The sequence below is a fragment of the Microbacterium sp. LTA6 genome, assembly GCF_045690355.1.
Lineage (GTDB): Bacteria > Actinomycetota > Actinomycetes > Actinomycetales > Microbacteriaceae > Microbacterium.
Genome location: NZ_CP147855.1, coordinates 2,598,617 through 2,620,015, shown reverse-complemented (window position 1 = coordinate 2,620,015; position 21,399 = coordinate 2,598,617). Strand labels below are relative to the sequence as shown.

Annotated in this window: 20 protein-coding genes; 6 read left to right on the top strand and 14 right to left on the bottom strand. The window is 68.5% G+C overall.

Going from position 1 to position 21,399, the window contains the following annotated elements:
- From LTA6_RS12350 to LTA6_RS12335, 4 genes are read right to left on the bottom strand one after another with little or no spacing between them, the layout of a single operon-like run.
- On the bottom strand, positions 1 to 1,176 hold the full coding sequence (locus LTA6_RS12350) for a heparan-alpha-glucosaminide N-acetyltransferase domain-containing protein (protein ID WP_407357959.1): 1,176 nt from the start codon (positions 1,174 to 1,176) through the stop codon (positions 1 to 3).
- Entirely contained in the window at positions 1,173 to 1,484 is a 312-nt protein-coding gene (locus LTA6_RS12345; protein WP_407357958.1) for a transcriptional regulator, read from the bottom strand. The genes LTA6_RS12350 and LTA6_RS12345 overlap by 4 nt, the downstream gene beginning before the upstream one ends.
- Positions 1,481 to 2,149, bottom strand: coding sequence for a hypothetical protein (locus tag LTA6_RS12340; protein WP_407357957.1), 669 nt, complete (start codon positions 2,147 to 2,149; stop codon positions 1,481 to 1,483). The genes LTA6_RS12345 and LTA6_RS12340 overlap by 4 nt, the downstream gene beginning before the upstream one ends.
- 1 nt (position 2,150) lies before the next feature.
- Positions 2,151 to 2,957, bottom strand: a complete 807-nt coding sequence (locus LTA6_RS12335; protein ID WP_407357956.1) for a CPBP family intramembrane glutamic endopeptidase — start codon at positions 2,955 to 2,957, stop codon at positions 2,151 to 2,153.
- 134 nt (positions 2,958 to 3,091) lie between these two features.
- Between LTA6_RS12335 and hrpA the strand changes: the two genes are divergently transcribed.
- From hrpA to LTA6_RS12320, 3 genes are read left to right on the top strand one after another with little or no spacing between them, the layout of a single operon-like run.
- The gene (gene hrpA / locus LTA6_RS12330; RefSeq protein WP_407357955.1) at positions 3,092 to 7,081 is read left to right on the top strand and encodes an ATP-dependent RNA helicase HrpA; all 3,990 of its coding nucleotides are present in this window, start codon (positions 3,092 to 3,094) and stop codon (positions 7,079 to 7,081) included.
- Positions 7,082 to 7,103: 22 nt separating this feature from the next.
- Positions 7,104 to 8,048: a zinc-binding alcohol dehydrogenase family protein gene (locus LTA6_RS12325; protein WP_407357954.1), complete on the top strand. Its 945-nt coding sequence runs from the start codon at positions 7,104 to 7,106 to the stop codon at positions 8,046 to 8,048.
- Complete coding sequence (locus LTA6_RS12320; protein ID WP_407357953.1) at positions 8,045 to 8,866, top strand: alpha/beta fold hydrolase; 822 nt, start codon at positions 8,045 to 8,047, stop codon at positions 8,864 to 8,866. The genes LTA6_RS12325 and LTA6_RS12320 overlap by 4 nt, the downstream gene beginning before the upstream one ends.
- Before the next feature lies 1 nt (position 8,867).
- On the opposite strand, the gene LTA6_RS12315 is transcribed toward LTA6_RS12320, so the two are convergent.
- The 8 genes from LTA6_RS12315 to LTA6_RS12280 form a co-directional block, all read right to left on the bottom strand.
- On the bottom strand, positions 8,868 to 9,488 hold the full coding sequence (locus LTA6_RS12315) for an alkylhydroperoxidase domain protein (RefSeq protein ID WP_407357952.1): 621 nt from the start codon (positions 9,486 to 9,488) through the stop codon (positions 8,868 to 8,870).
- Positions 9,485 to 10,126: a CMD domain protein gene (locus LTA6_RS12310; protein ID WP_407357951.1), complete on the bottom strand. Its 642-nt coding sequence runs from the start codon at positions 10,124 to 10,126 to the stop codon at positions 9,485 to 9,487. The genes LTA6_RS12315 and LTA6_RS12310 overlap by 4 nt, the downstream gene beginning before the upstream one ends.
- The gene (locus tag LTA6_RS12305; RefSeq protein ID WP_407357950.1) at positions 10,123 to 11,157 is read right to left on the bottom strand and encodes a putative FMN-dependent luciferase-like monooxygenase; all 1,035 of its coding nucleotides are present in this window, start codon (positions 11,155 to 11,157) and stop codon (positions 10,123 to 10,125) included. The genes LTA6_RS12310 and LTA6_RS12305 overlap by 4 nt, the downstream gene beginning before the upstream one ends.
- The gene (locus LTA6_RS12300; RefSeq protein WP_407357949.1) at positions 11,154 to 12,782 is read right to left on the bottom strand and encodes a dipeptide ABC transporter ATP-binding protein; all 1,629 of its coding nucleotides are present in this window, start codon (positions 12,780 to 12,782) and stop codon (positions 11,154 to 11,156) included. The genes LTA6_RS12305 and LTA6_RS12300 overlap by 4 nt, the downstream gene beginning before the upstream one ends.
- Positions 12,779 to 13,678 (bottom strand): ABC transporter permease, encoded by a 900-nt coding sequence (locus LTA6_RS12295; protein ID WP_341974040.1) that lies wholly within the window; start codon positions 13,676 to 13,678, stop codon positions 12,779 to 12,781. Before LTA6_RS12295 ends, LTA6_RS12300 begins: the two co-directional genes overlap by 4 nt.
- Positions 13,675 to 14,661: an ABC transporter permease gene (locus LTA6_RS12290; protein WP_407357948.1), complete on the bottom strand. Its 987-nt coding sequence runs from the start codon at positions 14,659 to 14,661 to the stop codon at positions 13,675 to 13,677. Before LTA6_RS12290 ends, LTA6_RS12295 begins: the two co-directional genes overlap by 4 nt.
- Before the next feature lie 13 nt (positions 14,662 to 14,674).
- On the bottom strand, positions 14,675 to 16,309 hold the full coding sequence (locus LTA6_RS12285) for a TIGR04028 family ABC transporter substrate-binding protein (RefSeq protein WP_407357947.1): 1,635 nt from the start codon (positions 16,307 to 16,309) through the stop codon (positions 14,675 to 14,677).
- Positions 16,310 to 16,578: 269 nt separating this feature from the next.
- Positions 16,579 to 17,046, bottom strand: a complete 468-nt coding sequence (locus LTA6_RS12280; RefSeq protein ID WP_363548102.1) for a hypothetical protein — start codon at positions 17,044 to 17,046, stop codon at positions 16,579 to 16,581.
- A gap of 85 nt (positions 17,047 to 17,131) precedes the next feature.
- Here LTA6_RS12280 and LTA6_RS12275 point away from each other — a divergent pair, with 85 nt between their 5' ends.
- The 3 genes from LTA6_RS12275 to LTA6_RS12265 are packed head-to-tail and all read left to right on the top strand — an operon-like array spanning position 17,132 to position 20,433.
- Positions 17,132 to 18,424 (top strand): O-acetylhomoserine aminocarboxypropyltransferase/cysteine synthase family protein, encoded by a 1,293-nt coding sequence (locus LTA6_RS12275; protein ID WP_407357946.1) that lies wholly within the window; start codon positions 17,132 to 17,134, stop codon positions 18,422 to 18,424.
- A 37-nt stretch (positions 18,425 to 18,461) separates the two neighbouring features.
- Positions 18,462 to 19,457, top strand: a complete 996-nt coding sequence (locus LTA6_RS12270; RefSeq protein WP_407357945.1) for a Gfo/Idh/MocA family protein — start codon at positions 18,462 to 18,464, stop codon at positions 19,455 to 19,457.
- A complete protein-coding gene (locus tag LTA6_RS12265; RefSeq protein ID WP_407357944.1) occupies positions 19,450 to 20,433 on the top strand; it encodes an NYN domain-containing protein in 984 nt (327 codons plus the stop codon). Before LTA6_RS12270 ends, LTA6_RS12265 begins: the two co-directional genes overlap by 8 nt.
- Positions 20,434 to 20,445: 12 nt before the next feature.
- Here LTA6_RS12265 and LTA6_RS12260 read toward each other — a convergent pair whose 3' ends face one another.
- Positions 20,446 to 20,739 (bottom strand): Dabb family protein, encoded by a 294-nt coding sequence (locus LTA6_RS12260; protein ID WP_407357943.1) that lies wholly within the window; start codon positions 20,737 to 20,739, stop codon positions 20,446 to 20,448.
- Between the two features lie 23 nt (positions 20,740 to 20,762).
- Positions 20,763 to 21,398 (bottom strand): TetR/AcrR family transcriptional regulator, encoded by a 636-nt coding sequence (locus LTA6_RS12255; RefSeq protein ID WP_407357942.1) that lies wholly within the window; start codon positions 21,396 to 21,398, stop codon positions 20,763 to 20,765.
- Between the last annotated feature and the right edge of the window lies 1 nt (position 21,399).

Here is a 21,399-nt window from a genome sequence, read left to right as displayed (position 1 = left end):
CTATGGGCGCTGCGCACCGGGTGGCGCGGATGCCGCCGCATCGGCCACTCGCGCAGTCAGGCGCTCCAGCGGACCTCGTCCGGAGAAGATCGACCACGCGGTGGTCGCGATCAGCAGCACGACCACCGACCAGACCCAGGTCTCGTTCGACGAGATGAATCCGCCGGGCCCCGCCATCAGCACATAGGACACCACGTGGACGCTGTATGCGCTGAGCGGCATGGAGCCGAGTGCGGCGAAAGGCAGCAGCACCCAGCGCAGCGGAGCACTGAGCAGAATGCACACTCCGATCACGGCGACGCCGAGGCCTCCTGCGCCGAGAATCTCCATCACACCGCCCGAGTGCGGGGCGGCGGCCAGCACGGCATCGAGCATCCGCTCGAACGGCTCCGCGCTCCCCAACAACTGCAGCCAGCCCGCCCACGCCCGTGGGGATTCAACCCATGCCAGGCCGGGATCAGCCGAAGTTCCGGTGTCTCCGAGGCCGTAGCCGATCGTGAGAAGCACGATACCGACGACGACGAACCACACGGCCGTGCGCGCCCGGTCCAGGCGCAAGCGCCCGAGCACCATTCCGGTGACACCGAAGCACAGCCACACGGTGATCGGGTAGCTGCCGAACAGGACCAGGGATATGCCTCCGCCGTTTGCGCCGGCCGAGAGGGTCGTCAGCAACGCCAGCAGCGGCGGCCCGCAGAGCCCGAGCAGCGCGGCTGTCAGGATCAGCCGCGACGTGCGCCAGCGCAGCAGCGGGATGATCGCGACATAGAGCACGCCGTACAGCGTGAGGATCACCGCGATCGGGGTGTTCAGCAGTTCGAGGAACAGCCCGATCACGAAGATCGTGGCACCGCGACCGAGCATCCGCAGGCGCAACGCCGGGACGTCAGCCGGCGCGATCGCACCGCGGCGTGTCATCAACGAGATCGAGAAGCCCGCGAGAAGGGCGAACAGCAGTGAGGGGTTGCCGTGCACGATCGCCGACCAGGTGGAGGGATCGGAGAGCTCGATCGTCTCGGCGGTCTGCCCCAGGTGCGCACCGATCATGCCGATGATCGCGATCGCACGTGCGATGTCGAGGCCCATGATCCGCGGGGGACGCCCGAACGTGCGCCACCACGTCGACACGTTCAGCCAAGGCGGGATGCTCGCGAGTGATGCTGCGCCGGTCGTCACGGATCGATCATAGGGATGCCGCGTGCCAAGAGCGCGCGCAACGTCTCGGTGTAGTCCTCGAAAGCGCGACGTCCCTGCCGTGTCAGCGAGACGTATGTGACGGGAGTTCGGGCCTTATGGGTCTTCTCGACCTGGACGTACTGCGCGTCTTCGAGCTTGCGGAGGTGAGTGGAGAGGTTTCCCGCCGTCATATCGAGCAGTTCTTGCAAACGTGGGAAGGTGATGCTGTCGGCGGGCTGCAGCGTCGCGAGCGCCGCCACGATGCGAAGCCGCGCCTGCGCGTGGATGACAGGGTCGAGTTCGGTCAAGATCGTCGTCCCGAGCCCGCCACACGCCGGCGAGCGACGATGACCCACCGCGCAGACCAGGCGGCGGTGACCAGAAACGCTCCACCTCCTGCGAGGGCATAGAGCATGTAGTGCCCAGGAGGCGGAAGGAGCGCGCCGACGGCGCTGATGACCACCGACCACACGCCGAGCAGCATCATCGGGTAGGCCCGCCAGATCAGTCCGGACATGACGTACATCACTCCGGAGAAGAAGATGAAGGCGCTCGGGTAGAAGATGCTCAGCAGTGATTCCTCCATGCCTGCCCGCAGGAGGGCTTGGCCGAGCAGCATGATCGCGAAACTGCCGAGCCACCACAGGTTCCCGTAGACCATGCCGATGATCGCCGAGTCGCGCGTGCCTCGCAGACCACGGCCGGAGCGGATGCCGAACACGGTGGAGAGGGTTCCTGCCGCCAGCAGCAGGGCCGCGAACGTCAGTCCGGCGGGCAGCGTCGGCCGCCAACTGGCCAGGGGCTGCTGCGCGTCGAACCAGAGCACGAGGAATCCGACGAGCCAGGCGACTCCCCAGGACAGCAGGATCCACGGGACGAACGTCGCCATCCGCCCGGAGACGACACGCTGCTGATCATCCACGAGGGCGAGCATCTCCGCGGGGCTGCGTGGGGGGTCGTCGATTTCGGCCATCTCAGGCTCCGTTCATGGCAGGGAGAAAAGGCAGCGCGAGCGCGGGCAGCGTGAACACGAGATTAACCAGGCCATGGGCGCAGACGAGCGGCATCAGTCGACCTTGGCGCCGTGCGATGAAGGCCGAACCGATTCCCCAGACGAAGAAGGCACAGGCGAACGAGAGCACCGCATCCGGTGTCGGCGCATACCAGACATGCTGCAGACCGAACAGAGCGGAAGGGAGCAGGATCGCGGCGGCCCGGCGGCCGCGGCGCTCCAGCGCAACCCGGGCATAGCCGCGATACAGGACCTCTTCAGCAGGAGAATTCAGTGGCGCGAAGGTGAGCGCGCCGATGATCCCGATGACCGCCCACGCGACCGGGGTGAGGGTCGGGATGCTTGCCGGATCGAAGAAGATCGTCTCCATCCGCACGAACATCTCATCGCCGTGCTGCAACCAGGTGACGAGCATGATTGTCGCGGCGAAAGGCAGATACAGCACAACGAGCCAGAGCAGCCCCCAAGCCAGATCGCTCAGGATACGACGGCGGTCGAAGCCGAGGAGACCACGGATGCTGTGCCCGGCCGTGCGGAGCAGACGAGCGACGAGCCACAGGCAGACGACGTTCACAGGCAGCATCGCTGCCGCGGCGAGCATCGGGGGCGGCGGAAACGCGGTACCGGGCTCGATCGAGTTGACGACGGCCCAGGTGAGCGCTGACGCTGCGGCGACGAGAGCGACGCGCAACGCGGGCAGGCCCAGCGCCCAGTTCTTCGTCGATGCCGACGGCGAGGTCCACGCGCCGGCTTCACTCGTGGTCTGCATCCCCTCGCCCCCTCTCATGGTTAACTTTGTATCGCAAAGTTGTTTGCTGGTCAATGGTCGACACCGACCCCGCGGCGGTGTGCGGTTTGCGCGTCTGAATCACAGGGCACGTCGGCGTCATACGATAGAGAGCTATGTCCGCGTCCCCCCTTGTGATCTCCTATCCCCCGGAGCTGCCCGTCAGTGCCGCCAGGGAGGAGATCGCCGACGCCATCCGCGACCATCAGGTCGTGATCGTCGCCGGTGCGACCGGTTCGGGAAAGACCACGCAGCTGCCGAAGATCTGCCTCGAGCTCGGGCGGGAGCGCATCGCGCACACCCAGCCGCGCCGCCTCGCCGCCCGCACGATCGCCGAGCGCGTCGCCGAGGAGCTGCACGTCGAGCTCGGCACGCTCGTCGGATACAAGGTGCGCTTCACCGACAAGGTGTCGGAGGCCACGCGCGTCGCCCTGATGACCGACGGCATCCTGCTGAACGAGATCCACCGCGACCGGCTGCTCACCCGCTACGACACGATCATCATCGACGAGGCGCACGAGCGCTCGCTGAACGTCGACTTCCTGCTCGGCTACCTCGTCCGCATCCTGCCCGAGCGCCGCGATCTGAAGGTGATCATCACCTCGGCGACGATCGATCCAGAGAGCTTCGCCAAGCACTTCGCCGACGCTGCGGGCAATCCCGCGCCGATCATCGAGGTCTCCGGGCGCACCTATCCGGTCGAGATCCGGTACCGTCCGCAGATCGACGAATCGGAGGACTCGCCCACGACTCCTCAAGAATCTCCGTCCGCGGGGGCAAAGGGTGCCGGATCGGGTCGATCCGGCACGAAATCGAGGAGTCATGAACGTCCCGGTGACGATCCGGCCGATGAGGTCTCCGCCATCGTCACAGCGCTCCGCGAACTCGATCGCGAAGAACCCGGCGATGTGCTGGTCTTCCTCCCCGGCGAGGCGGAGATCCGGGATGCGGCCGATGCCGTGCGCGGCGCCTACGCGAAGGACCGATCGCCCACGGAAGTGCTCCCCCTCTACGGCCGTCTGTCCGCCGCGGAACAGCATCGGGTCTTCGAGCGCAGCCGCGTGGCCGGCGTTCGCCGTCGAGTGATCCTGGCCACCAACGTCGCGGAGACGAGCCTCACCGTTCCCGGAATCCGTTACGTCATCGACACCGGCACCGCTCGCATCTCGCGCTACAGCAACCGCTCCAAGGTGCAGCAGCTGCCGATCGAACCGATCTCCCAGGCCTCGGCGAACCAGCGCGCCGGCCGCGCCGGCCGCACCAGCGACGGCATCGCGATCCGCCTGTACAGCGAAGAGGACTACGGCAAGCGGCCGGAGTTCACCGAACCCGAGATCCTGCGCACATCGCTCGCCTCGGTGATCCTGCAGATGCTGGCGCTGGGCTTCGGCGACATCACCGCCTTCCCCTTCCTCACCCCGCCGGATTCCCGCGGAGTCAAAGCGGCCTTCGAACTCCTCACCGAGCTCGGCGCGGTCGCCGCTGCGCGAGGCTCTGAGGCACCGCGACTCACCCGCGTCGGGCGCGACATCTCGCGCATGCCGATCGACCCGCGGTTCGCGCGCATGCTCGTCGAGTCGGCTCATCATGGCGTCACCGCATCTGTGCTCCCGATCGTCGCCGGCCTCTCGATCCAGGACGTCCGGGAGCGACCGGAAGAACGCCGCGAGGAGGCCGACCGCCTGCACGCCCGGTTCGCGGACCCGACGAGCGACTTCCTCACGATGCTGAACCTGTGGAATCACCTCCGTGAGCAGCAGAACGAACTCGGCTCCAGCGCCTTCCGCCGCCTCTGCAGAGCCGAGCACCTGAACTACGTGCGGGTGCGGGAATGGTTCGACGTGCACCGACAGCTGCGCACGCTCGTCAAGGCGCCCGATTCCGCGGGCACCGCGGATCCGGATGCCGTGCATCGCGCGCTGCTCGCCGGGCTCCTCTCCCAGATCGGGCTGCTCGACGAGCGCAACGCTCCGGCCGCGAAAGCGCACTCCCCCGGTAAAGAGAAGGGTCGCCGCGTCGCCGAGTATCGGGGCGCCCGCGGCATCCGCTTCTCGATCTTCCCCGGCTCGGCGCTTCGCAAGAAGAGTCCGCGTGCGGTGATGGCGGCGGAGATCGTGGAGACGTCGCGCACCTTCGCGCGGACTGCGGCCGCGATCGACCCGGCATGGGCAGAGCCTCTCGCCGGCGACCTGGCGAAGCGGCAGATCACCGAGCCGCACTGGTCGAAGGACGCCGGCGCCGCGGTCGCCTTCGAGAAGGTGACGCTCTTCGGGGTGGAGATCATCCCCCGTCGCCGTGTGCAGTTCGCGCGGATCGACCGGCCGGCGTCCCGAGAGTTCTTCCTCCGGCACGCGCTCGTCGAGGGCGAGTGGGACCCGAGCCGCATCGACAAGCGGGTCTCGGCGTTCTGGCGCAGCAACGCCGAACTGCGCAAACGCCTCGAGAAACTCGAAGAGCGTGAGCGCCGCCGTGACATCCTGGCCGGCGATGAAGCCGTCTACCGCTTCTACGACGAGCGGATCCCCGCCGAGGTGTTCGACGTGCGCTCCTTCGAGGCGTGGTGGCGCGAGGCTCTGCAATCGACCCCGAAGCTGCTGGTCATGCGCGAGGGCGATCTGCTCGACGACGACGGCCGCGCGGATCAGAACGAGTTCCCGACGCGCTGGACCCAGGGCGACCAGGTGCTCGGCCTCGCCTATCGATTCGAGCCGGGCGCCCCAGACGACGGCGTGAGCGTGGTCATCCCGTTGGCGCTGCTGGCGCAGATCGAAGATCGCGGCTTCGACTGGCAGGTCCCCGGCCTTCGCGCGGAACTCGTCACGGCGCTGCTGCGCGCCCTTCCGAAGGCGATCCGCCGGCACGTCGTGCCCGCGGCGGACTGGGCCGAGAAGTTCGGAGCCGCTCTCGCCGAGGAGGGGCCGGAGGCGCACACGGGATCGCCGGGGCGATCGCTGAAAGAAGCGCTGGCCCGGATGATCCAGCCGCTGGCCAATCAGCTGGTCTCGGCGGCGGACTTCGATGAGGAACGCGTGCCGGCGCACCTGCGGATGAACTTCCGTGCAGTCGACGAGCGGGGCCGGGTCGCCGGCTCCGGGCGTGACCTGCGCGCCCTGCAGGACCAGCTCTCGGACCGAGCGAGAAGCAGCGTGGCCCGCTCGATCGCCGCCCCCGCCCGCACGCGGGAAGGGTCTGCCGATGCCGCGGCCTCCGTTGCTGCGGCGTCGCACCGCGGCTCGATCGAGCGTGAGGGCCTCACCTCCTGGAACTTCGGCGATCTGCCCGAAGTACTCGACACGAGAGTCGCCGGCGGGGTCGTGCGCGGCTACCCGGCCATCATCGATCAGGGCAAGAGCGTCGCCGTGCGTGTCGAGGCGACGGCGGATGCCGCGACCGCGGCCACCCGCGACGGCGTTCTGCGCCTCATCCTCCTCGCGGTGCCCTCGCCGTCGTCGTATGTGCAGCAGCACCTGACCAGCCACGAGAAGCTGGCGCTCGCTGCGTCGCCGTACTCGTCTGCAGCGGCCTTGATCGAGGACTCGAGAGCTGCCGTGGTGCGCGGGATCATCGAGCGGACGGCTCCGGGAGGCCTGCTCCGGACCGAGGCCGAGTTCTCCCTGGTGCGCGACGCCGTGTCCGAAGTGATCGTCGACGAGCTCTTCGCCTGCGTCTCGCTGGTCGCGCGCATCCTGACGAAGTCCCGCGAGGTCGAGCGCGGCATCAAGTCGCAGAACTCACTCGCCCTGCTCGGCCCGCTGAACGACGTCCGCACGCAGTTGACGGGTCTGCTGCATCCCGGTTTCATCTCCGCAACCGGCATCGCACGCCTTGCGAACTATCCGCGGTATCTCGAGGGGATGCTGGACCGGCTGAAGACCCTCGCAGAGGCCCCTGGCAAGGACCGCACGCGGATGACCGAGTATGAGCGGATGTCCACGGCGTACGCGGATGCGGGCGGCACGATCCCCCTCCCCGCCACGGCGTCGCCTGCGCTCCTGGAGACGCGCTGGCTGCTGGAGGAGTACCGGGTGAGCCTCTTCGCGCAGCGGCTCGGCACGGCCCAGCCGGTATCCCCGCAGCGCATCATGAAGGCGTTGTCCGGGCGCTGAATCCGACGGGTAGCCTCATCGTATGACCCGCGCGATCGTCTACACCGAAATCGGTTCCCCCGACGTCCTGCACCTCATCGAGACCCCCGATCCGCTCGCGACCTCCGGCGAGGTCGTCGTGCGGATCGAAGCGGCAGGGGTGAACCCGATCGACGCGAAGTTGCGCAGCGGCAAGCGTGCATCCAAGCCGATCACCGAACCTCGGCCGGTCGGCTACGACGGCGCCGGCGTGATCGAAGCGCTGGGCGACGACGTCGAAGGCTTCGCTCTCGGCGACCGCGTGGCGATCCGCGACACCGTCGGCACGTACGCATCGTCGCTGGTCGTGCCGGTGCGGAACCTCGCGGTGCTCCCCGACTCGGTGACCACCGCCGAAGGCGCCGGCATCGGCATCCCGGCCGGCACGGCGTACCAGGCGCTCCGCTCAATCGGAGTGGGCGCCGGAGACGCACTGCTCGTGCACGCCGGTTCCGGCGCGGTCGGCCAGGCAGCAGTGCAGTTCGCCGTGGCCTGGGGCGCCACCGTCATCGCAACAGCGAGTCCCGCGCGACACGATCAGCTGCGCGAACTCGGCGCGATCCCCGTCTCCTACGGCCCCGGCCTGCTCGAGCGGGTGCGAGAGGCGGCCCCCGGCGGCATCACCGTCGCACTTGACTGCGCCGGAACCGACGAGGCCATCGAGGCTTCGCTGGAACTCGTGTCCGACCGCGACCGTATCGCCACGATCGTCCGCGGGGCGGACGCCGCGGGGTTCGGCATCCGCGGCTTCCAAGGCGGCTCTCCGATCCCGCTCACCGAGGAGGAACTCGCCTGGCGCGCAGAGGCGCTGCCGAAGACGATCGAGCTGCTCGCCAGCGGCGACTTCACGATCGAGCTCGGGCCGGAGCTGCCCCTCGCCGAGGCGGCACGCGCGCACGAACTCGTGGAATCGGGCGCAACCGCCGGCAAGATCATCCTGATCCCGTGACGCGCGAGAACGTCGCCTCCGGCCGGGCTCGGCTCGCGGTCGAGCACAGCGGATCTGCGTCCGGCGCGCCCGTACTGATGATCCACGCCGGTGTGACGGATCGACGGTCCTGGGCGCCCCTGGTGGACCGCCTCGGCACCGCGGTGCACAGCATCCGCTACGACACTCGAGGCTACGGCGAGACGGAATACGACGCGGAGGACGGCTGGTCGCCCGTGTCCGACGCCGTCGCCGTGCTCGACGCCCTGGCCGTCGACAGGGCGATCGTCATCGGCTGCTCGATGGGCGGCCGCGCGGCGATCAACCTCGCCCTTGCGCACCCGGACCGCGTCCGCGCCCTCGTCCTGATCGCCCCGGCGATCGGCGGCGCGCCCGCAGCCGAACTCGACCCCATCGTCGCGGAACTGGACCGCCGCATCGACGCCGCCGACGCCAGGGGCGACCTCGACGAGGTCAACCGTCTCGAGGCCGAAGTGTGGCTCGACGGTCCCGGGCACGCCGATCGCGCCGCGCCCGGGGCCCGTGCACTCTTCCTGGATATGAACGGCCGCGCTCTCGCCGCCCCCGACCCCGGCGCGGAGGCCTCGATCGACGAGGCCTGGCCCCGCCTCGCCGAGATCACGGTGCCCGCGCTCGTGCTGATCGGCGACCTCGACCTGGCGCACGTGCGGCGGAATGCCCATCACATCGCCACCTCCCTGCCCGATGCCGAACTCGTGGAGCTCGGCGACGTCGCGCACCTTCCGCATCTGGAGGAGCATCCCGAGACGCTGACGGCGATCGTTCAGTTCGTCACGACCCACGCCGCGCCGGCCTGAGTCAGGCGGGCTCGCCGACCGGCGCCACGGCCCTCCCGAGCGAGAGCATCAACCGATTCGCCCAGTTGAAGAACGCGGCGCCGTGGATGACGTCGGCGATCTCCAGATCATCGAGGCCGACCTCACGCAGGCGATCGATCTCGGCACCGCCGAATGAACTCGGCGTATCGGTGAGGGCGACGGATGCCGCGACCACGGCATTCCATCGCGCGCCCAGATCTGCACCCACTCCCTCCGCAAGGAGCCGATCGACATCGTCGGCGCGCTTGCTGTGATGGGCCGAGAAGCGCGAGTGCACCGACGCGCAGAACACGCAGCCGTTGCGGCGGGAGGCAGCGGTCGCTGCGAGTTCGCGATCGGCGCGCGGCAACCCCTCGGCCGCGTTGTAGAAGATGTCCTTGTCGACGAGGGTGCGCGCCTTCAGGACCTCCGGGTCGCGGGCGAGCAGTCGGAAGTAGTCGCTCTTCACGCGAGCGGCATCGACCAGCCCGTCGATGTGTCGCTCGGTGAGTTCATCCTCGGCGAGCGGAGCGAGATGCGGCGTCCAGCCGACTTCGGCACGGGTGAAAGCGTGCGGATGGGGAGCACCGTCGTCCAGGAGAACCCTCTGGGCATGGCTCATGCTGCTTCCTCCTCGGAGTCGATCGCGAGCGCGATGTTCGCGGCGCGATCCTCGGCGAGCCCCGTCGCGGAGAGCACGCGAAGACCGGTGACCACGCGCTGCTGGAAGGCGAGGAAGGAGATGAGCTGGGAGAGCGTGACGATTCCGTCCGGCGACCAGCCTGCCGCGAGCAGACTCCGCAGGTCCGCGACCCCGGCTTCCCGCGGCCGGAAGACCAGCAGGTGGGTGTGCGCCAACGCCGAGGCGAGCCGCTGACCGAGCGCGACGGATGTCTCCACCGAGGGCGCATAGCGCTCCCCCTCGGTGTTCTCTCCCTGAAGGCCGTCCTCGACGAAGACGCCGAAGGGACCCCTCTGCGCCGCGGATGCGGCCTCGGCGAGGACGACGGCGGCCCGTTCCGGTTCGACGTCCAACGCTCGTGCGGCATAGAACGTCGCGGTGGCGTCGGTCCCGGCGAGCCCTGTCGCGAAGGCCGCGACGAGCTCGCGCTCGGCCAGCGAGACGTGCTCGGTCGAGACGGGGTGGAAGAGCGCGTCGAAGGTCGCCTGCAACTGCTCCCTGGTCACCGGGCGTCGACCGCGCAGCGCATCCAACGCCGGCGTCACCCCCGCGATCTGATCGACGATGTCCTGAGTCATGCTTTCTCCTTCACGGTTCCGTTGTCGAATGAGGTGTCGAGCGCATAGCCGAGCGCCGGGGCGACCTCGGCGGTGAACAGCTCGATCGAGCGCAGCACGTGATCATGGGGCGCATCCACCGAGTGCACCTGGAATGCGATCTCCGTCGCTCTGCGAAGCGAGGCATCAGCGGCCAGGGATGCGGCCACGTCCTCCGGCGTACCGAGGTGGGTGTCCAGCGCGGCGATGAGGTCGTCCAGGGTGTCGCCCGGAATCACCTGCCCCTGGCGGCGGAAACCTTCGGCGGCGCGGCGCAGACCGACCTCGGCGAAGCGCAGCGCCTCGGCGCGGTCATCGGCGACGAATATCGTCCGGGATGCGGTGATCCGCGGTTCGGCACCAGGCGGGAGCGCCTCGAGATAGGCATCGATGATCGGTTCCTGCAGCGCCGCGAGCGGAGCCTGCGGGTCGTCCTTCGGTCGCGGTTGCGTGCGGGAGAGCAGAAGTCCGTGCCCGTGGGCACCGGCGCGTGTGCCGCCGTGGGCGGAGAACGTCGCCTGCCAGATCCGCGACGACAAGGCGGAGCCGTCGGGGTAGAGAGTGTTGGCCGCCCCGATGTCACGCCCGGAGAGCGCATCCAGCAGCACCCCGAGCTTGCGGTCATAGGTCGCTGCCTTCTCACGTACGTCTTCGCCGAAAGGTGCGAACGATGAGGGCGTGCCACCGCTGCCGAGCCCGATGTCGATCCGCCCTCCGGAGAGGAGGTCGGCGACAGCCGCGTCTTCCGCCACGCGCACCGGGTCCTCGATCGACAGTGTGATCACGCCGGTTCCCAGCCGGATGCGCGAGGTGTGCGCCGCGACGTTGGCGAGGAAGACCAGCGGCGAAGGCAACCCGCCCTCCGCGGCGCGGAAGTGGTGCTGCGCGACCCAGGCACGCTGGATCCCGTGCTGTTCGGCGTGCTGGATCTGCGCGGTGGCGAGCGCATAGCGGTCCGCCGGAGAAGCATCGTCGAGCAGACGGGTGAAGAAGGCGAGTGTGGGCGCGGTCATCCGAGAACCTCCGATCGGCCGGGGACTGCGGCGAGCAGCTCCCGGGTGTATTCGTGCTGGGGGTCGTCGAACAGGCGCTCCGTCGGCCCCTCTTCGACGATTCGGCCGCGGCGCATCACCGAGACCGTGTGGCTGATCCTGCGCACCACCGCGAGGTCGTGCGAGATGAACAGGTAGGTGAGGCCCAGCTCGCTCTGCAGCGAGGCGAGCAGTTCGAGGATGCGCGCCTGAACAGTCACGTCCAGAGCGGAGACCGCCTCGTCGAGCACCACGATCTCCGGATCGATCGCGAGGGCGCGGGCGATCGCGACGCGCTGCCGCTGACCTCCGGACAATTCGCGTGGCGTACGCCGCGCGACGTCGGCGGGCAGGGACACCCGATCGATCAGTGCGAGAGCGCGCGTTCGGCGTTCCTGCTTCGAGCCGATGCGGAAATTCTGCAGCGGCTCGGCGATGATGTCGGCGATCTGCTGGCGCGGATCGAGCGAGGCGAACGGGTTCTGGTAGACGAACTGGATGCGTTCCCGCAGCGCGCGAAGTCGTTCGCCGGATGCCGAGGTCACATCTTCTCCCGCGACTTCGACGCTCCCCGCGTCCGGCCTGTCGAAGCGCGCGATCAGCCGAGCCGTCGTGGTCTTGCCCGAGCCAGACTCCCCCACCAGCGCGTGCGTCGTGCCTCGACGCACGCGGAACGACACATCGTCGACCGCACGGAACCGCTCGCGTCCTGCGACGCGGAATTCCTTCACGAGGCCGGTGGCGACGAGCGCATAGGGGTTCTCCGCTGCGACGGCAGCCGCATCCCGGAGGAAGGGCGGAGCTTCCGTACGGCGGAACCCCGTGACGAACGCGGGCGCGTCGGCGAGCAGCTGGCGCGTGTAGGGATCGGTCGGCGCATCCAGGACGCTCGCGCTCTCTCCCTGTTCGACGATACGACCGTCCTTGAGCACGACCAGCCGTTGCGCACGGTCCGCGGCGACGCCGAGGTCGTGTGTGACGAGGAGGATGCTCGTTCCCTCGTCCCGACGAAGGTCGTCGAGCAGATCGAGTACGCGCCGCTGCACCGTGACGTCCAAGGCACTGGTCGGTTCATCGGCGATGAGCAGCCGGGGGCGCAGGGCGACCGCGGTCGCGATGAGCACGCGCTGACGCATCCCGCCAGAGAGCTCGTGCGGATACTGTCTCGCCCGCAGGTCGGGGTCGTCGATTCCGACTCTTTCGAGCAGCTCGAGCACCCGCGCCCGACGCGAGCGGCGGTCGCGGTGCCCGTGCAGTCGCAGGATCTCCCCCACCTGTGCGCCGATCGGTCGCACCGGATCGAGCGAGGTCACCGGGTCCTGCGGGACGAGTCCGATCGCTGGGCCCCGGATGCCGCGCAGCGCACGATCCGACCACCCGGAGATGTCGAGCTCGCCGAGCCGCACCTGTCCGCCCTCGACGCGCCCGCCGTCAGACAGCAGACCGAGAAGTGCATGCGCGGTGGTGGACTTACCGGAACCGGACTCGCCGACCAGGGCGAGGGTCTCCCCCTCCCCGATCTCAAATGTCACTCCGTGCACGACATCACGTCGGCCGTCTCGGGTGGCGTAGGAGACCCGCAGGTCCGCAACGGAGAGAACGCTCATCTTGTGCTCCTGCCCAGTCGATGACTGATCCGGTTGGCGCTGAGGACGACGGCGACCACGACGAGTCCGGGGAGCGCTGTGAGCCACCACGCCGTCCCGACATGGTTGCGCCCCTCGGCGATGAGCAGCCCCCACTCCGGAGTGGGCGGCGGCGCACCGTACCCCAGGAAGCCGAGGGTCGAGATCGCCAGAATCGCGGTGCCGAACTGCAGGGCGGCGAGCGCCACGATCGGAGTGAGCGAGTTCGGCAGCACGTGCCTGCGCAGCACGGCGAAGAAGGTCGCGCCGCTGCCGTACGCCGCCTCGACGTACTCGGTGCGGCGAACTCGAGCCACCTCCGATCGCATCAGCCGTGCGAAGGCGGCGATGCTCCCGAGCCCGACGGCGATCGCCGCGTTCACCGTGCCGAACCCGAGCAGGATGATGATCGAGAGCGACAGCAGCAGCCCAGGGATGGCGAGGAGTACATCGACGACCCGCATCAGGATGTCGTCGAGCACGCCACCGACGGATCCAGCGATCGCGCCGATGAGGGTGCCCAGCACGAGACCGACGGTGACCGCGATCAGCGCGCCGGACAGCGAGTGGACCGAGCCGTGCACGACGCGTCCAAACAGATCGCGCCCCAGGATGTCGGTGCCGAACCAGTGCGCGGCGCTGGGCGGCAGAAGTTTGTCGGACGGCACACCCTCGAGCGGGTTGCTCGGTGCGAAGACGCCGGGAATGACCGCCCACAGCACGGCGAGCGCGACGACGGCGAACGCGAGGAGGAGCGCCCAGGGCGCCGCGCGCAGGCGCGATCGACGACGTGCGGACTCGGACGCCGCGGCCTCCGGCGGCGGCTCGATCGCTGCGAGGACCAGCGCATCGGTTTCGGAGATGACGGGAACGCTCATGCGATCGCCTCCTGATCTCTGCGCGCGTCGAGGGGCGCACGGCGGGCGGATGACGCGACGGTCCGGCGCTGACGCGGGTCGATGAGCGGGGTGACGAGATCGACCGCGAAGCTGATGAGGACGAACCCGAGCGCCGAGATGAGCACGACTCCCTGCAGCACCGGGATGTCCTGGTTGGCGACGGCCTGCTCGGTGAGGCGTCCGATGCCGGTGCGCCCGAAGACCGTCTCGGTGACCACGGCTCCGCCGACGAGTTCGCCGAAGAGCAGGCCGGCGATGGTGAGTGTCGGCAGGGCGGCGTTCCGCGCGACCGATCGGGTCAGCACCCAGGCAGGCGGTGCCCCCTTGGCCCGGACGACGGTGATGAACGGCTGCGCCTGCACCTGGTCGATCGCCCGCACGAGCACCTGTGCGATCGGTGCCGAGATCGGCACGGCGAGCGTGAGCACCGGAAGGATGAGCCCCTGCACCGGGTCGGCGCCGACGATCGGCACCCAGCCGAGGCCGAAGGAGAACACCTGGATGAGCAGGATGCCGAGCCAGAACACCGGAACCGCTACGAACAGTCCAGGCACCTGCCGAAGGAGGCCGCGCAGCCAGGCGAAGGGCGCCAGCGACGACACCGCCGCGATGACCGCCGCGAGCAGGACCGCGACGGCGAATCCCAACGAGGCGAGCAGCAGCGTCGACGGGATCGCCTCGGTGAGGAGGGCGAGGACCGGCGTGCCGAACTGGGTCGAATAGCCGAAGTCGCCGCGGAGGAACCCGAGCGCCGCGTGCGCGTACTGCTGCCACCAGGGCAGGTCGGCGCCGTAGGTGGCGCGGATGCCGTCGAGCTGCTCGGCCGAGAGTCCGAGGCTGGGATCGGCGAACTTGATCAGGATCGCATCCCCCGGCAGCAGCTGCAGCAGGAAGAAGGTGGCCGTGAAGGCCGCGATCAGCACGATCGCGGCCTGCCCGGCTCGTCGGAGGACGAATCTCATGAGTGCACCGCCGTCAGTGGTCCTGGAGCCAGACCCCGGAGAAGGTGGGGCGGCCCACCGACTCGTAGGCGACTCCCTGGACGTACGTCGCGGCGCCGTAGACCTGCGGCTCCTCGAACAGCGGGATGACGTACGCCTGCTCGGCGATGTAGTTCTGCACCGCCTGCGAGGCGGCGATGCGCTTCTCGGCATCGGGCTCGGAGGCCACGGCGAGGAGGAGCCCGTCGAGCTTCGCATCCTTCGAGATCAGCACGTCGCGGTTCTTCGTGAAGTACTGGCTCTTGATCACGTCGAGATCCGCCCGGCCGACCATCGAGTGGTAGAAGCCGGTCTTCAGCGGGTCGCGCGTGTCTTCCGCATAGCTGCCGGCGTCACCGGGCTTGACCAGGAGCTCGACGCCCACCTTCGCCAACTGCTGGGCGACGAGTTCGAGTGTCTGCTTCGACTGCGGCTGCGGCTTGGCCTCGTAGACGGTGATCGACAGGCGCGCGCCGTCCTTCTCGCGGATGCCGTCGGCGCCGGGCTTCCACCCGGCCTCGCCGAGCAGCTTCTCGGCCTTCTCCGGGTCGTACGCGTAGTGCTCCGACTCGTCCTTGTAGCCGAGGGCCTGAGAGGACAGCACCGACGTCGCCACCGGATAGTTCTCGGTGAAGAGCGTGTCGACGACCTCCTGGGCATCCACCGCGGCGATGATCGCCTGGCGGACGCGGATGTCGGACAGCAGCGGGTTCTCGGGACGCAGCGCGATCGAGTTGTTCACGCCGCGGGTCTGCGGAGCGTAGAGCGCGAACCCGGCGCTCTCGACGCGCTCCTCGTCGAATGCCTGCACATAGCGGACGTAGTCGGCCTGGCCCGCGAGCAGCGATCCGATGCGCACCGAGTCCTCCGGGGTGACGATGAGGTGCACCTCGTCGAGGTACGGCCTGCCCTGGTTCTCGGCGCTCTCCGGCGCCCAGGCGTAGTCCTCGCGGGCGGCGAACGTGAGTTCGGCGCCGAGCTTCTCCTGCGTGACGGTGAAAGGCCCCGCACCGATGATCTCGGTGGCGTTGCCGGCGCCGAAGTCCTCGATGGTGCCGTCGAGCGTGTCCGGGGACAGCAGTCCCGAGTTGATCGTCGAGGTCGCCTGGAGGAACCCGGGCGACGGCGCCGAGAATCGGAACGTCACGGTATCCGCATCGACGACCTCGCTGCCGGCGTAGTTGTTGATCGCCTCGGAGACCGTGAGACCTCGGTCGGCGTCGCCGAGTCCGTAGGTGTCGAAGTTCTTCTGCACCGCCTCGGCATCTACCGGGGTTCCGTCCGAGAACGTCACGTCCGGCTGCAGATCGAACGTGTACTCGGTCGCGTCGGCGTTCACCGTCCAGGCGCTCGCGATCCACGGCTCGATCTCCAGGGTCTCCGGGTTCTGCCAGGTGAGCCGCGCGGCGATGTTGTTGACGATGCCGCCGTTCGGGTAGAAACCGGCCTGCGGCGGGTACAGGTTCGTGTAGGTCTGGTGCTCGAGATAGGTGAGTGTGCCGCCCGTGATCGGCTCTCCTGTTTCCGCAGGTGCGCCGGCCGGAGCAGGAGAGGAGGCACAGGCGACGAGGCTCGCCGCCATCACGAGCGGGAGTGCTACTGCTGCGACGCGGACGAGTCGACGGTTCATGCGGGGCCTCCTGGAGAGGGTTCGATGTGACGGGTGCCGTTCACGCTAGGGAGTTCCGGATGCGGGTCGCGAACGACGTCGTCACGAGAAGACACCGCTCGTCACGGCCGGAAACAGCGCGTCACGTGGGCGGCTCATGTCGCAACAGTTCGACATCTCCCGGTGTCGTATCGACCCCGCAGGTGCTCGAAGAGCGGGTCGCCGCGCTCGGAGGCGGGACATCCGCCGTAAACCTTGCCGCCGGCAAGATCATCCTGATCCCAGAGAGGTCAGGCCGGACGCGCGAAGGACCTCTGCAGCGCCTCGATGACAACGGTGCGTTCGCGCAGCGCCATCCGGCGATACAGAGGCGTCATGAGGCGATGGATTCCGTAGGCGGCCATCCTCGCGTGGTGGTGCACGATGGTCGTGCGCGGCCCGGAAGCCTCGAGCCGGTATCCCGGCCAGCCCTCCACTTTGACCTTCCCGCCGGATGATGCGTCCCACCAGTGGAATACCAGCGTCGTGGGGCTGTCGAACTCGATGACCTCTCCAGGCGAAGTCCCGACGGACATCTGGTCGACGTAGGTCGTCCCGACTCCGACGGGACCCGGCGACGTCTGCTTCGTATGCCGCAAGAGGCTCCCGCGCTTCGGCATCCAGTCCCTGTAGCCGTCGATCTCTGCGAGCCGCTCGAACACCTCGCCGATCTGCGCGTCGACGGTCCGCACCAGCTCGAACTCGATGACGCCGCCCATTTGACCATGCTCCTCCCCCGAATCGCGCGTCGCAACAGTTCGACATATCCCCGTGCCGGATCGGCGCTCCCCGGATGATGGACGGATGAGCGAGTTCGCGACCCAGCAGATCCAGGCAGGCTATGTTCCGGGGACCCCTCAGAACAGCGCGATCCCGCCGATCTATCAGACGGCCGCGTTCCAGTTCGCCTCGCTCGCCGATGCCGCCGATCTGTTCGCGCTGCGCAAGACCGGCAACCTGTACAGCCGCAATGCCAGTCCGACCCAGCAGGTGCTCGAAGAGCGGGTCGCGGCTCTCGAAGGTGGCGCGTCCGCCGTGGCCGTGGCCTCAGGCCAGGCCGCCGTCGCGGTGACGCTGCTGGCGCTCGTCGGCCGGAACGGGCACATCGTGGCCGCGAACCAGCTCTACGGCGGCACGGTCGACCTGCTGCAGGACACCTTCGAGGACTTCGGCATCCGCACGACTTTCGTCGACCAGGACGACCCGGAGGCGTGGCGCGCTGCGATCACCCCGCAGACGCGTGCCCTGTTCGCCGAATCGGTCGCGAACCCGGTGGCGCAGGTGCTCGACATCCGACTCGTCGCCGATATCGCGCACGAGGCCGGCGTCCCTCTCGTCATCGACAACACCGTCGGCACCCCGTTCCTCGTGCGACCCGGCGAGCACGGTGCCGACTTCGTGGTGCATTCGGCGACCAAATTCCTCTCCGGTCACGGCACGTCGCTCGGCGGCGTCGTCGTGGACCAGGGCACCTTCGACTTCGGCGCGGACCCCGAGCGCTGGCCGCAGTTCACCGCGCCGTATAAGCGGTTCGGCGAACTCGTGCTGTGGGAGCGCTTCGGAATCGGGCAGTCGTTCGCGCCGCTGGTGAAGTCGAAATACGTGCACGATCTCGGCCCCTCGCTCTCGCCCTTCAACTCCTGGCAGATCCTGCTGGGCATCGAGACGCTCGATCTGCGGGTGTCCAGGCAGAGCGCGACGGCGCTGGCCGTCGCGAAACATCTGCAGCAGCATCCGGCCGTGGCGAAGGTCAACCACCCCGGACTCGACGACAACCCCTGGCACGACCTGGCGCTGCGCTACCTGCCGCGCGGCGTGCCCTCCGTGTTCTCATTCGAACTCGCGGGGCCGGAGGATGACAGCACCCACGAGCGCGTCGCACGCGTCGTCGACAGCCTCAAAGTGGTGCGCCTGATCGCGAACATCGGCGACGCGCGCAGCATGGTCGCGCACCCCGCCTCGATGACGCACTCGCACCTGAACGCCGAGCAGCGTGCCGCCGCCGGCATCTCGCTCAACACGATCCGGCTCTCCGCAGGACTCGAGGACCCCGCCGACATCATCGCCGACCTGGATCAGGCGCTGGCCCTGGCCTGAGTGCCGGCACGTCACCCGCACCCCGTACGCTGAGACCATGACTGGTCTTCGTTGGGGAATCCTCGCAACCGGCGGCATCGCCGGTTCCTTCGCATCCGATCTGCGGACGGCAGGAATCGATCTCGTGGCGGTCGGATCCCGGTCGCAGGAGTCGGCAGATGCGTTCGCCGCCCGCTTCGACATCGCGCACGCGCATCCCTCGTATGAAGCGCTCGTCACCGACCCGGACGTCGACATCGTCTACGTCTCCACCCCGCATCCGATGCACCACGAGAACGCGCGTCTCGCGCTCGAGAACGGCAAGCACGTGCTCGTCGAGAAGGCGTTCACGCTGAACCGGGCCGAGGCCGAAGACCTGCAGCGTCTGGGAGCCGAGCGCGGACTGCTGGTCATGGAGGCCATGTGGACGCGCTACCTGCCGCACATGATCCGCATCCGCGAGATCATCGCCGCCGGAACGCTGGGCGAGATCCGCGCCGTGACTGCCGACCACACGCAGCTGCTGCCTTCCGACCCCGCGCATCGCCTGAATGCCCTGGAACTGGGCGGCGGCGCGCTGCTCGACCTCGGCATCTACCCGATCTCGTTCATCTGGGACATCCTCGGCGCCCCCACCAGCATCCACAGCGTCGGTCGCCTGATCGAGACCGGCGCCGACGCCGAGGTCGCCACGGTGATGACCCACGAGGGCGGCGCGGTCTCCACCAGCCTCTCGTCGTCGCGAGCCGCCGGATCGAACGCCGCGACCGTCATCGGCACCGAGGCACGGATCGAGATCGACCGGGTCTGGTACTCCCCCACCACGTTCAGGGTGGTCGGACCGGACGGCACGGTGCACGAGGAGTACTCCTCCGAGATCGAGGGACGCGGTATGCAGTTCCAGGCGCTCGCCGCCGAGCGGCTGGTGCGCGACGGAATCCTCGAGGGAGACATCCTGCCGGTCGCGGAGAGCGTGGCCATCATGGGCACCCTCGACGAGATCCGCGCGCAGATCGGGGTGCGCTACCCGAGCGAAGGTGCCGACCGTGGCTGAGACGACCGACGCACGCGTCGCGGTCTACCTCGACTTCGACAACATCGTCATCTCCTGGTACGACCGCGTGCATGGCCGCAACGCCTACGGCAAGGATCGCCAGCGGATCACCGAGCAGCCGAACGACCCCGAGGTCACCGAGCGGCTGAGCCGCGCGATGATCGAGGTCGGCGCGATCATCGACTACGCCGCGTCCTTCGGCACGCTGGTGCTCACCCGCGCCTACGCCGACTGGTCGTCGCCGGTGAACGCCGTTTACCGTTCACAGCTCGTGGCGCGCGCCGTCGACCTCGTGCAGCTCTTCCCCGCGGCCGCGTACGCCAAGAACGGCGCGGACATCCGTCTGGCCGTGGATGCCGTCGAGGACATGTTCCGCCTTCCCGACCTCACCCACGTGGTGATCGTCGCCGGAGACAGCGACTACGTGCCGCTCGCACAGCGCTGCAAGCGACTCGGACGCTACGTCATCGGCGTGGGCGTCGCCGGCTCCACCGCGAAGTCGCTTGCTGCGGCGTGCGATGAGTTCGAATCCTACGACTCGCTGCCCGGTGTGGTGCGTCCGGCGAAGGCTCCCGCCATCGTGCAGCAGGCGGTCGCCGACGTCGTGCCGGATGCGGTCGCCGAGGTGACGACAGAAGCGCCACCGAAGGCGAAATCGGGTACCCGGACACGCACCAAGAAGGCCGCGAAGCCGGCGGAGGTCGTGGAGGCGGAGATCGAATCCGCCCCGATGACCGAGCAGGAGGAGGCGACCCAGCTGCTCGAGCGCGCGCTGCGCCTCGGGCACGACAAGGCGGGCGCCGATGAGTGGCTGCACAGCTCGGCGGTGAAGACGCACATGCGGCGGATGGATCCGTCGTTCAGCGAGAAGGCTCTCGGGTACCGTTCGTTCTCCGACTTCCTCAAGTCACGCGATGCGATCGCGGAGCTCGAGGAGACCGGGCACGAACGTCTCATCAAGCTCCGCGAGCAGTAGGAGCCGACGCGCTCACTCGACGAAGTCGTACTCCTGGAATTCCACCACTTCGGGGATCCAGCGTTCTGCGACGAACGCGGTGTGCGCGGGGTGGACGTTGTACGCGTCGTAGGCGTTCTGATCGGCGAACACCATCGAGAACTGATGTGTGAGGTCGCTCTTCCCGCTCACCTGCCGGCGAATCGTGAACTCGGCGACGCCCGGGATCGACGTCAGCGCCGAATGCCCGGTCATGAGGAAGTCCCGTTCCTCGGCGGAAGCCGCCGGATGCGCGAGACGGAAGACGACGGTGTGCTGGATCGACATGGAACTCCTGTGGGTGAACGCCGTCAACGGCTGGATGACGAGCGCTTCCGCTCGCCGAGGAGCGAGAGAAGCCGATCCGTCGTTCGAGCAGCGTTCGAGGCATCGGAATACTGCGGTCGGAACAGCGTCATCTGTTTGACGCCCTCCATGGCGGCGATGAGCAGGTCGACCGCACGATCGACATCATCGCACTCGATCTCACCGGCGCCGACTGCGCGATGCGTGAGCCCGAGGAACAGCCGCTCCGTCTCATCGAGGAAAGCGGCCCAGCTCGCGCGTATCTCCTCGTCGGTGAGCGATAGCGCCACGATCTCCGTCGTGAAGACGCGGTTCCCGTCGTCGAGGAGGCAGCTGCGCACCGAGAACTCGACCGCGGCATCGAGACGACCGAAAGCCGTGTCGGCGGTATCCACCGCCGCCGTCATGCTCTCGCGCCAGCGCTGGTAGTACTGCGCGCACGCGGCGAGCACGATCTCCCGTTTCGAGGCGTAGTGCCAGTAGAGGCTGCCCTTCGTGACGCCTGCGCCCGCAGCGATGTCGTCCATGCTCACGCCGTCCACGCCGCGGCTCGAGAAGAGCTCGAGTGCCGCCTTCGCGAGCTCTTCCGGGCGCGCGCGGGCACTCGTCTTCGTCGGCGCCATCATCGCCATGTCGGGCATC

Coding starts and splice junctions, on each gene's coding strand:
- LTA6_RS12280 (WP_363548102.1), bottom strand. CDS start 17,046: ATGGGCGGCGTCATCGAGTTCGAGCTGGTGCGGACCGTCGACGCGCAG.
- LTA6_RS12335 (WP_407357956.1), bottom strand. CDS start 2,957: ATGCAGACCACGAGTGAAGCCGGCGCGTGGACCTCGCCGTCGGCATCG.
- LTA6_RS12300 (WP_407357949.1), bottom strand. CDS start 12,782: ATGAGCGTTCTCTCCGTTGCGGACCTGCGGGTCTCCTACGCCACCCGA.
- LTA6_RS12290 (WP_407357948.1), bottom strand. CDS start 14,661: ATGAGATTCGTCCTCCGACGAGCCGGGCAGGCCGCGATCGTGCTGATC.
- LTA6_RS12285 (WP_407357947.1), bottom strand. CDS start 16,309: ATGAACCGTCGACTCGTCCGCGTCGCAGCAGTAGCACTCCCGCTCGTG.
- LTA6_RS12270 (WP_407357945.1), top strand. CDS start 18,462: ATGACTGGTCTTCGTTGGGGAATCCTCGCAACCGGCGGCATCGCCGGT.
- LTA6_RS12315 (WP_407357952.1), bottom strand. CDS start 9,488: ATGAGCCATGCCCAGAGGGTTCTCCTGGACGACGGTGCTCCCCATCCG.
- LTA6_RS12255 (WP_407357942.1), bottom strand. CDS start 21,398: ATGCCCGACATGGCGATGATGGCGCCGACGAAGACGAGTGCCCGCGCG.
- LTA6_RS12325 (WP_407357954.1), top strand. CDS start 7,104: ATGACCCGCGCGATCGTCTACACCGAAATCGGTTCCCCCGACGTCCTG.
- LTA6_RS12295 (WP_341974040.1), bottom strand. CDS start 13,678: ATGAGCGTTCCCGTCATCTCCGAAACCGATGCGCTGGTCCTCGCAGCG.
- LTA6_RS12340 (WP_407357957.1), bottom strand. CDS start 2,149: ATGGCCGAAATCGACGACCCCCCACGCAGCCCCGCGGAGATGCTCGCC.
- LTA6_RS12275 (WP_407357946.1), top strand. CDS start 17,132: ATGAGCGAGTTCGCGACCCAGCAGATCCAGGCAGGCTATGTTCCGGGG.
- hrpA (WP_407357955.1), top strand. CDS start 3,092: ATGTCCGCGTCCCCCCTTGTGATCTCCTATCCCCCGGAGCTGCCCGTC.
- LTA6_RS12305 (WP_407357950.1), bottom strand. CDS start 11,157: ATGACCGCGCCCACACTCGCCTTCTTCACCCGTCTGCTCGACGATGCT.
- LTA6_RS12260 (WP_407357943.1), bottom strand. CDS start 20,739: ATGTCGATCCAGCACACCGTCGTCTTCCGTCTCGCGCATCCGGCGGCT.
- LTA6_RS12310 (WP_407357951.1), bottom strand. CDS start 10,126: ATGACTCAGGACATCGTCGATCAGATCGCGGGGGTGACGCCGGCGTTG.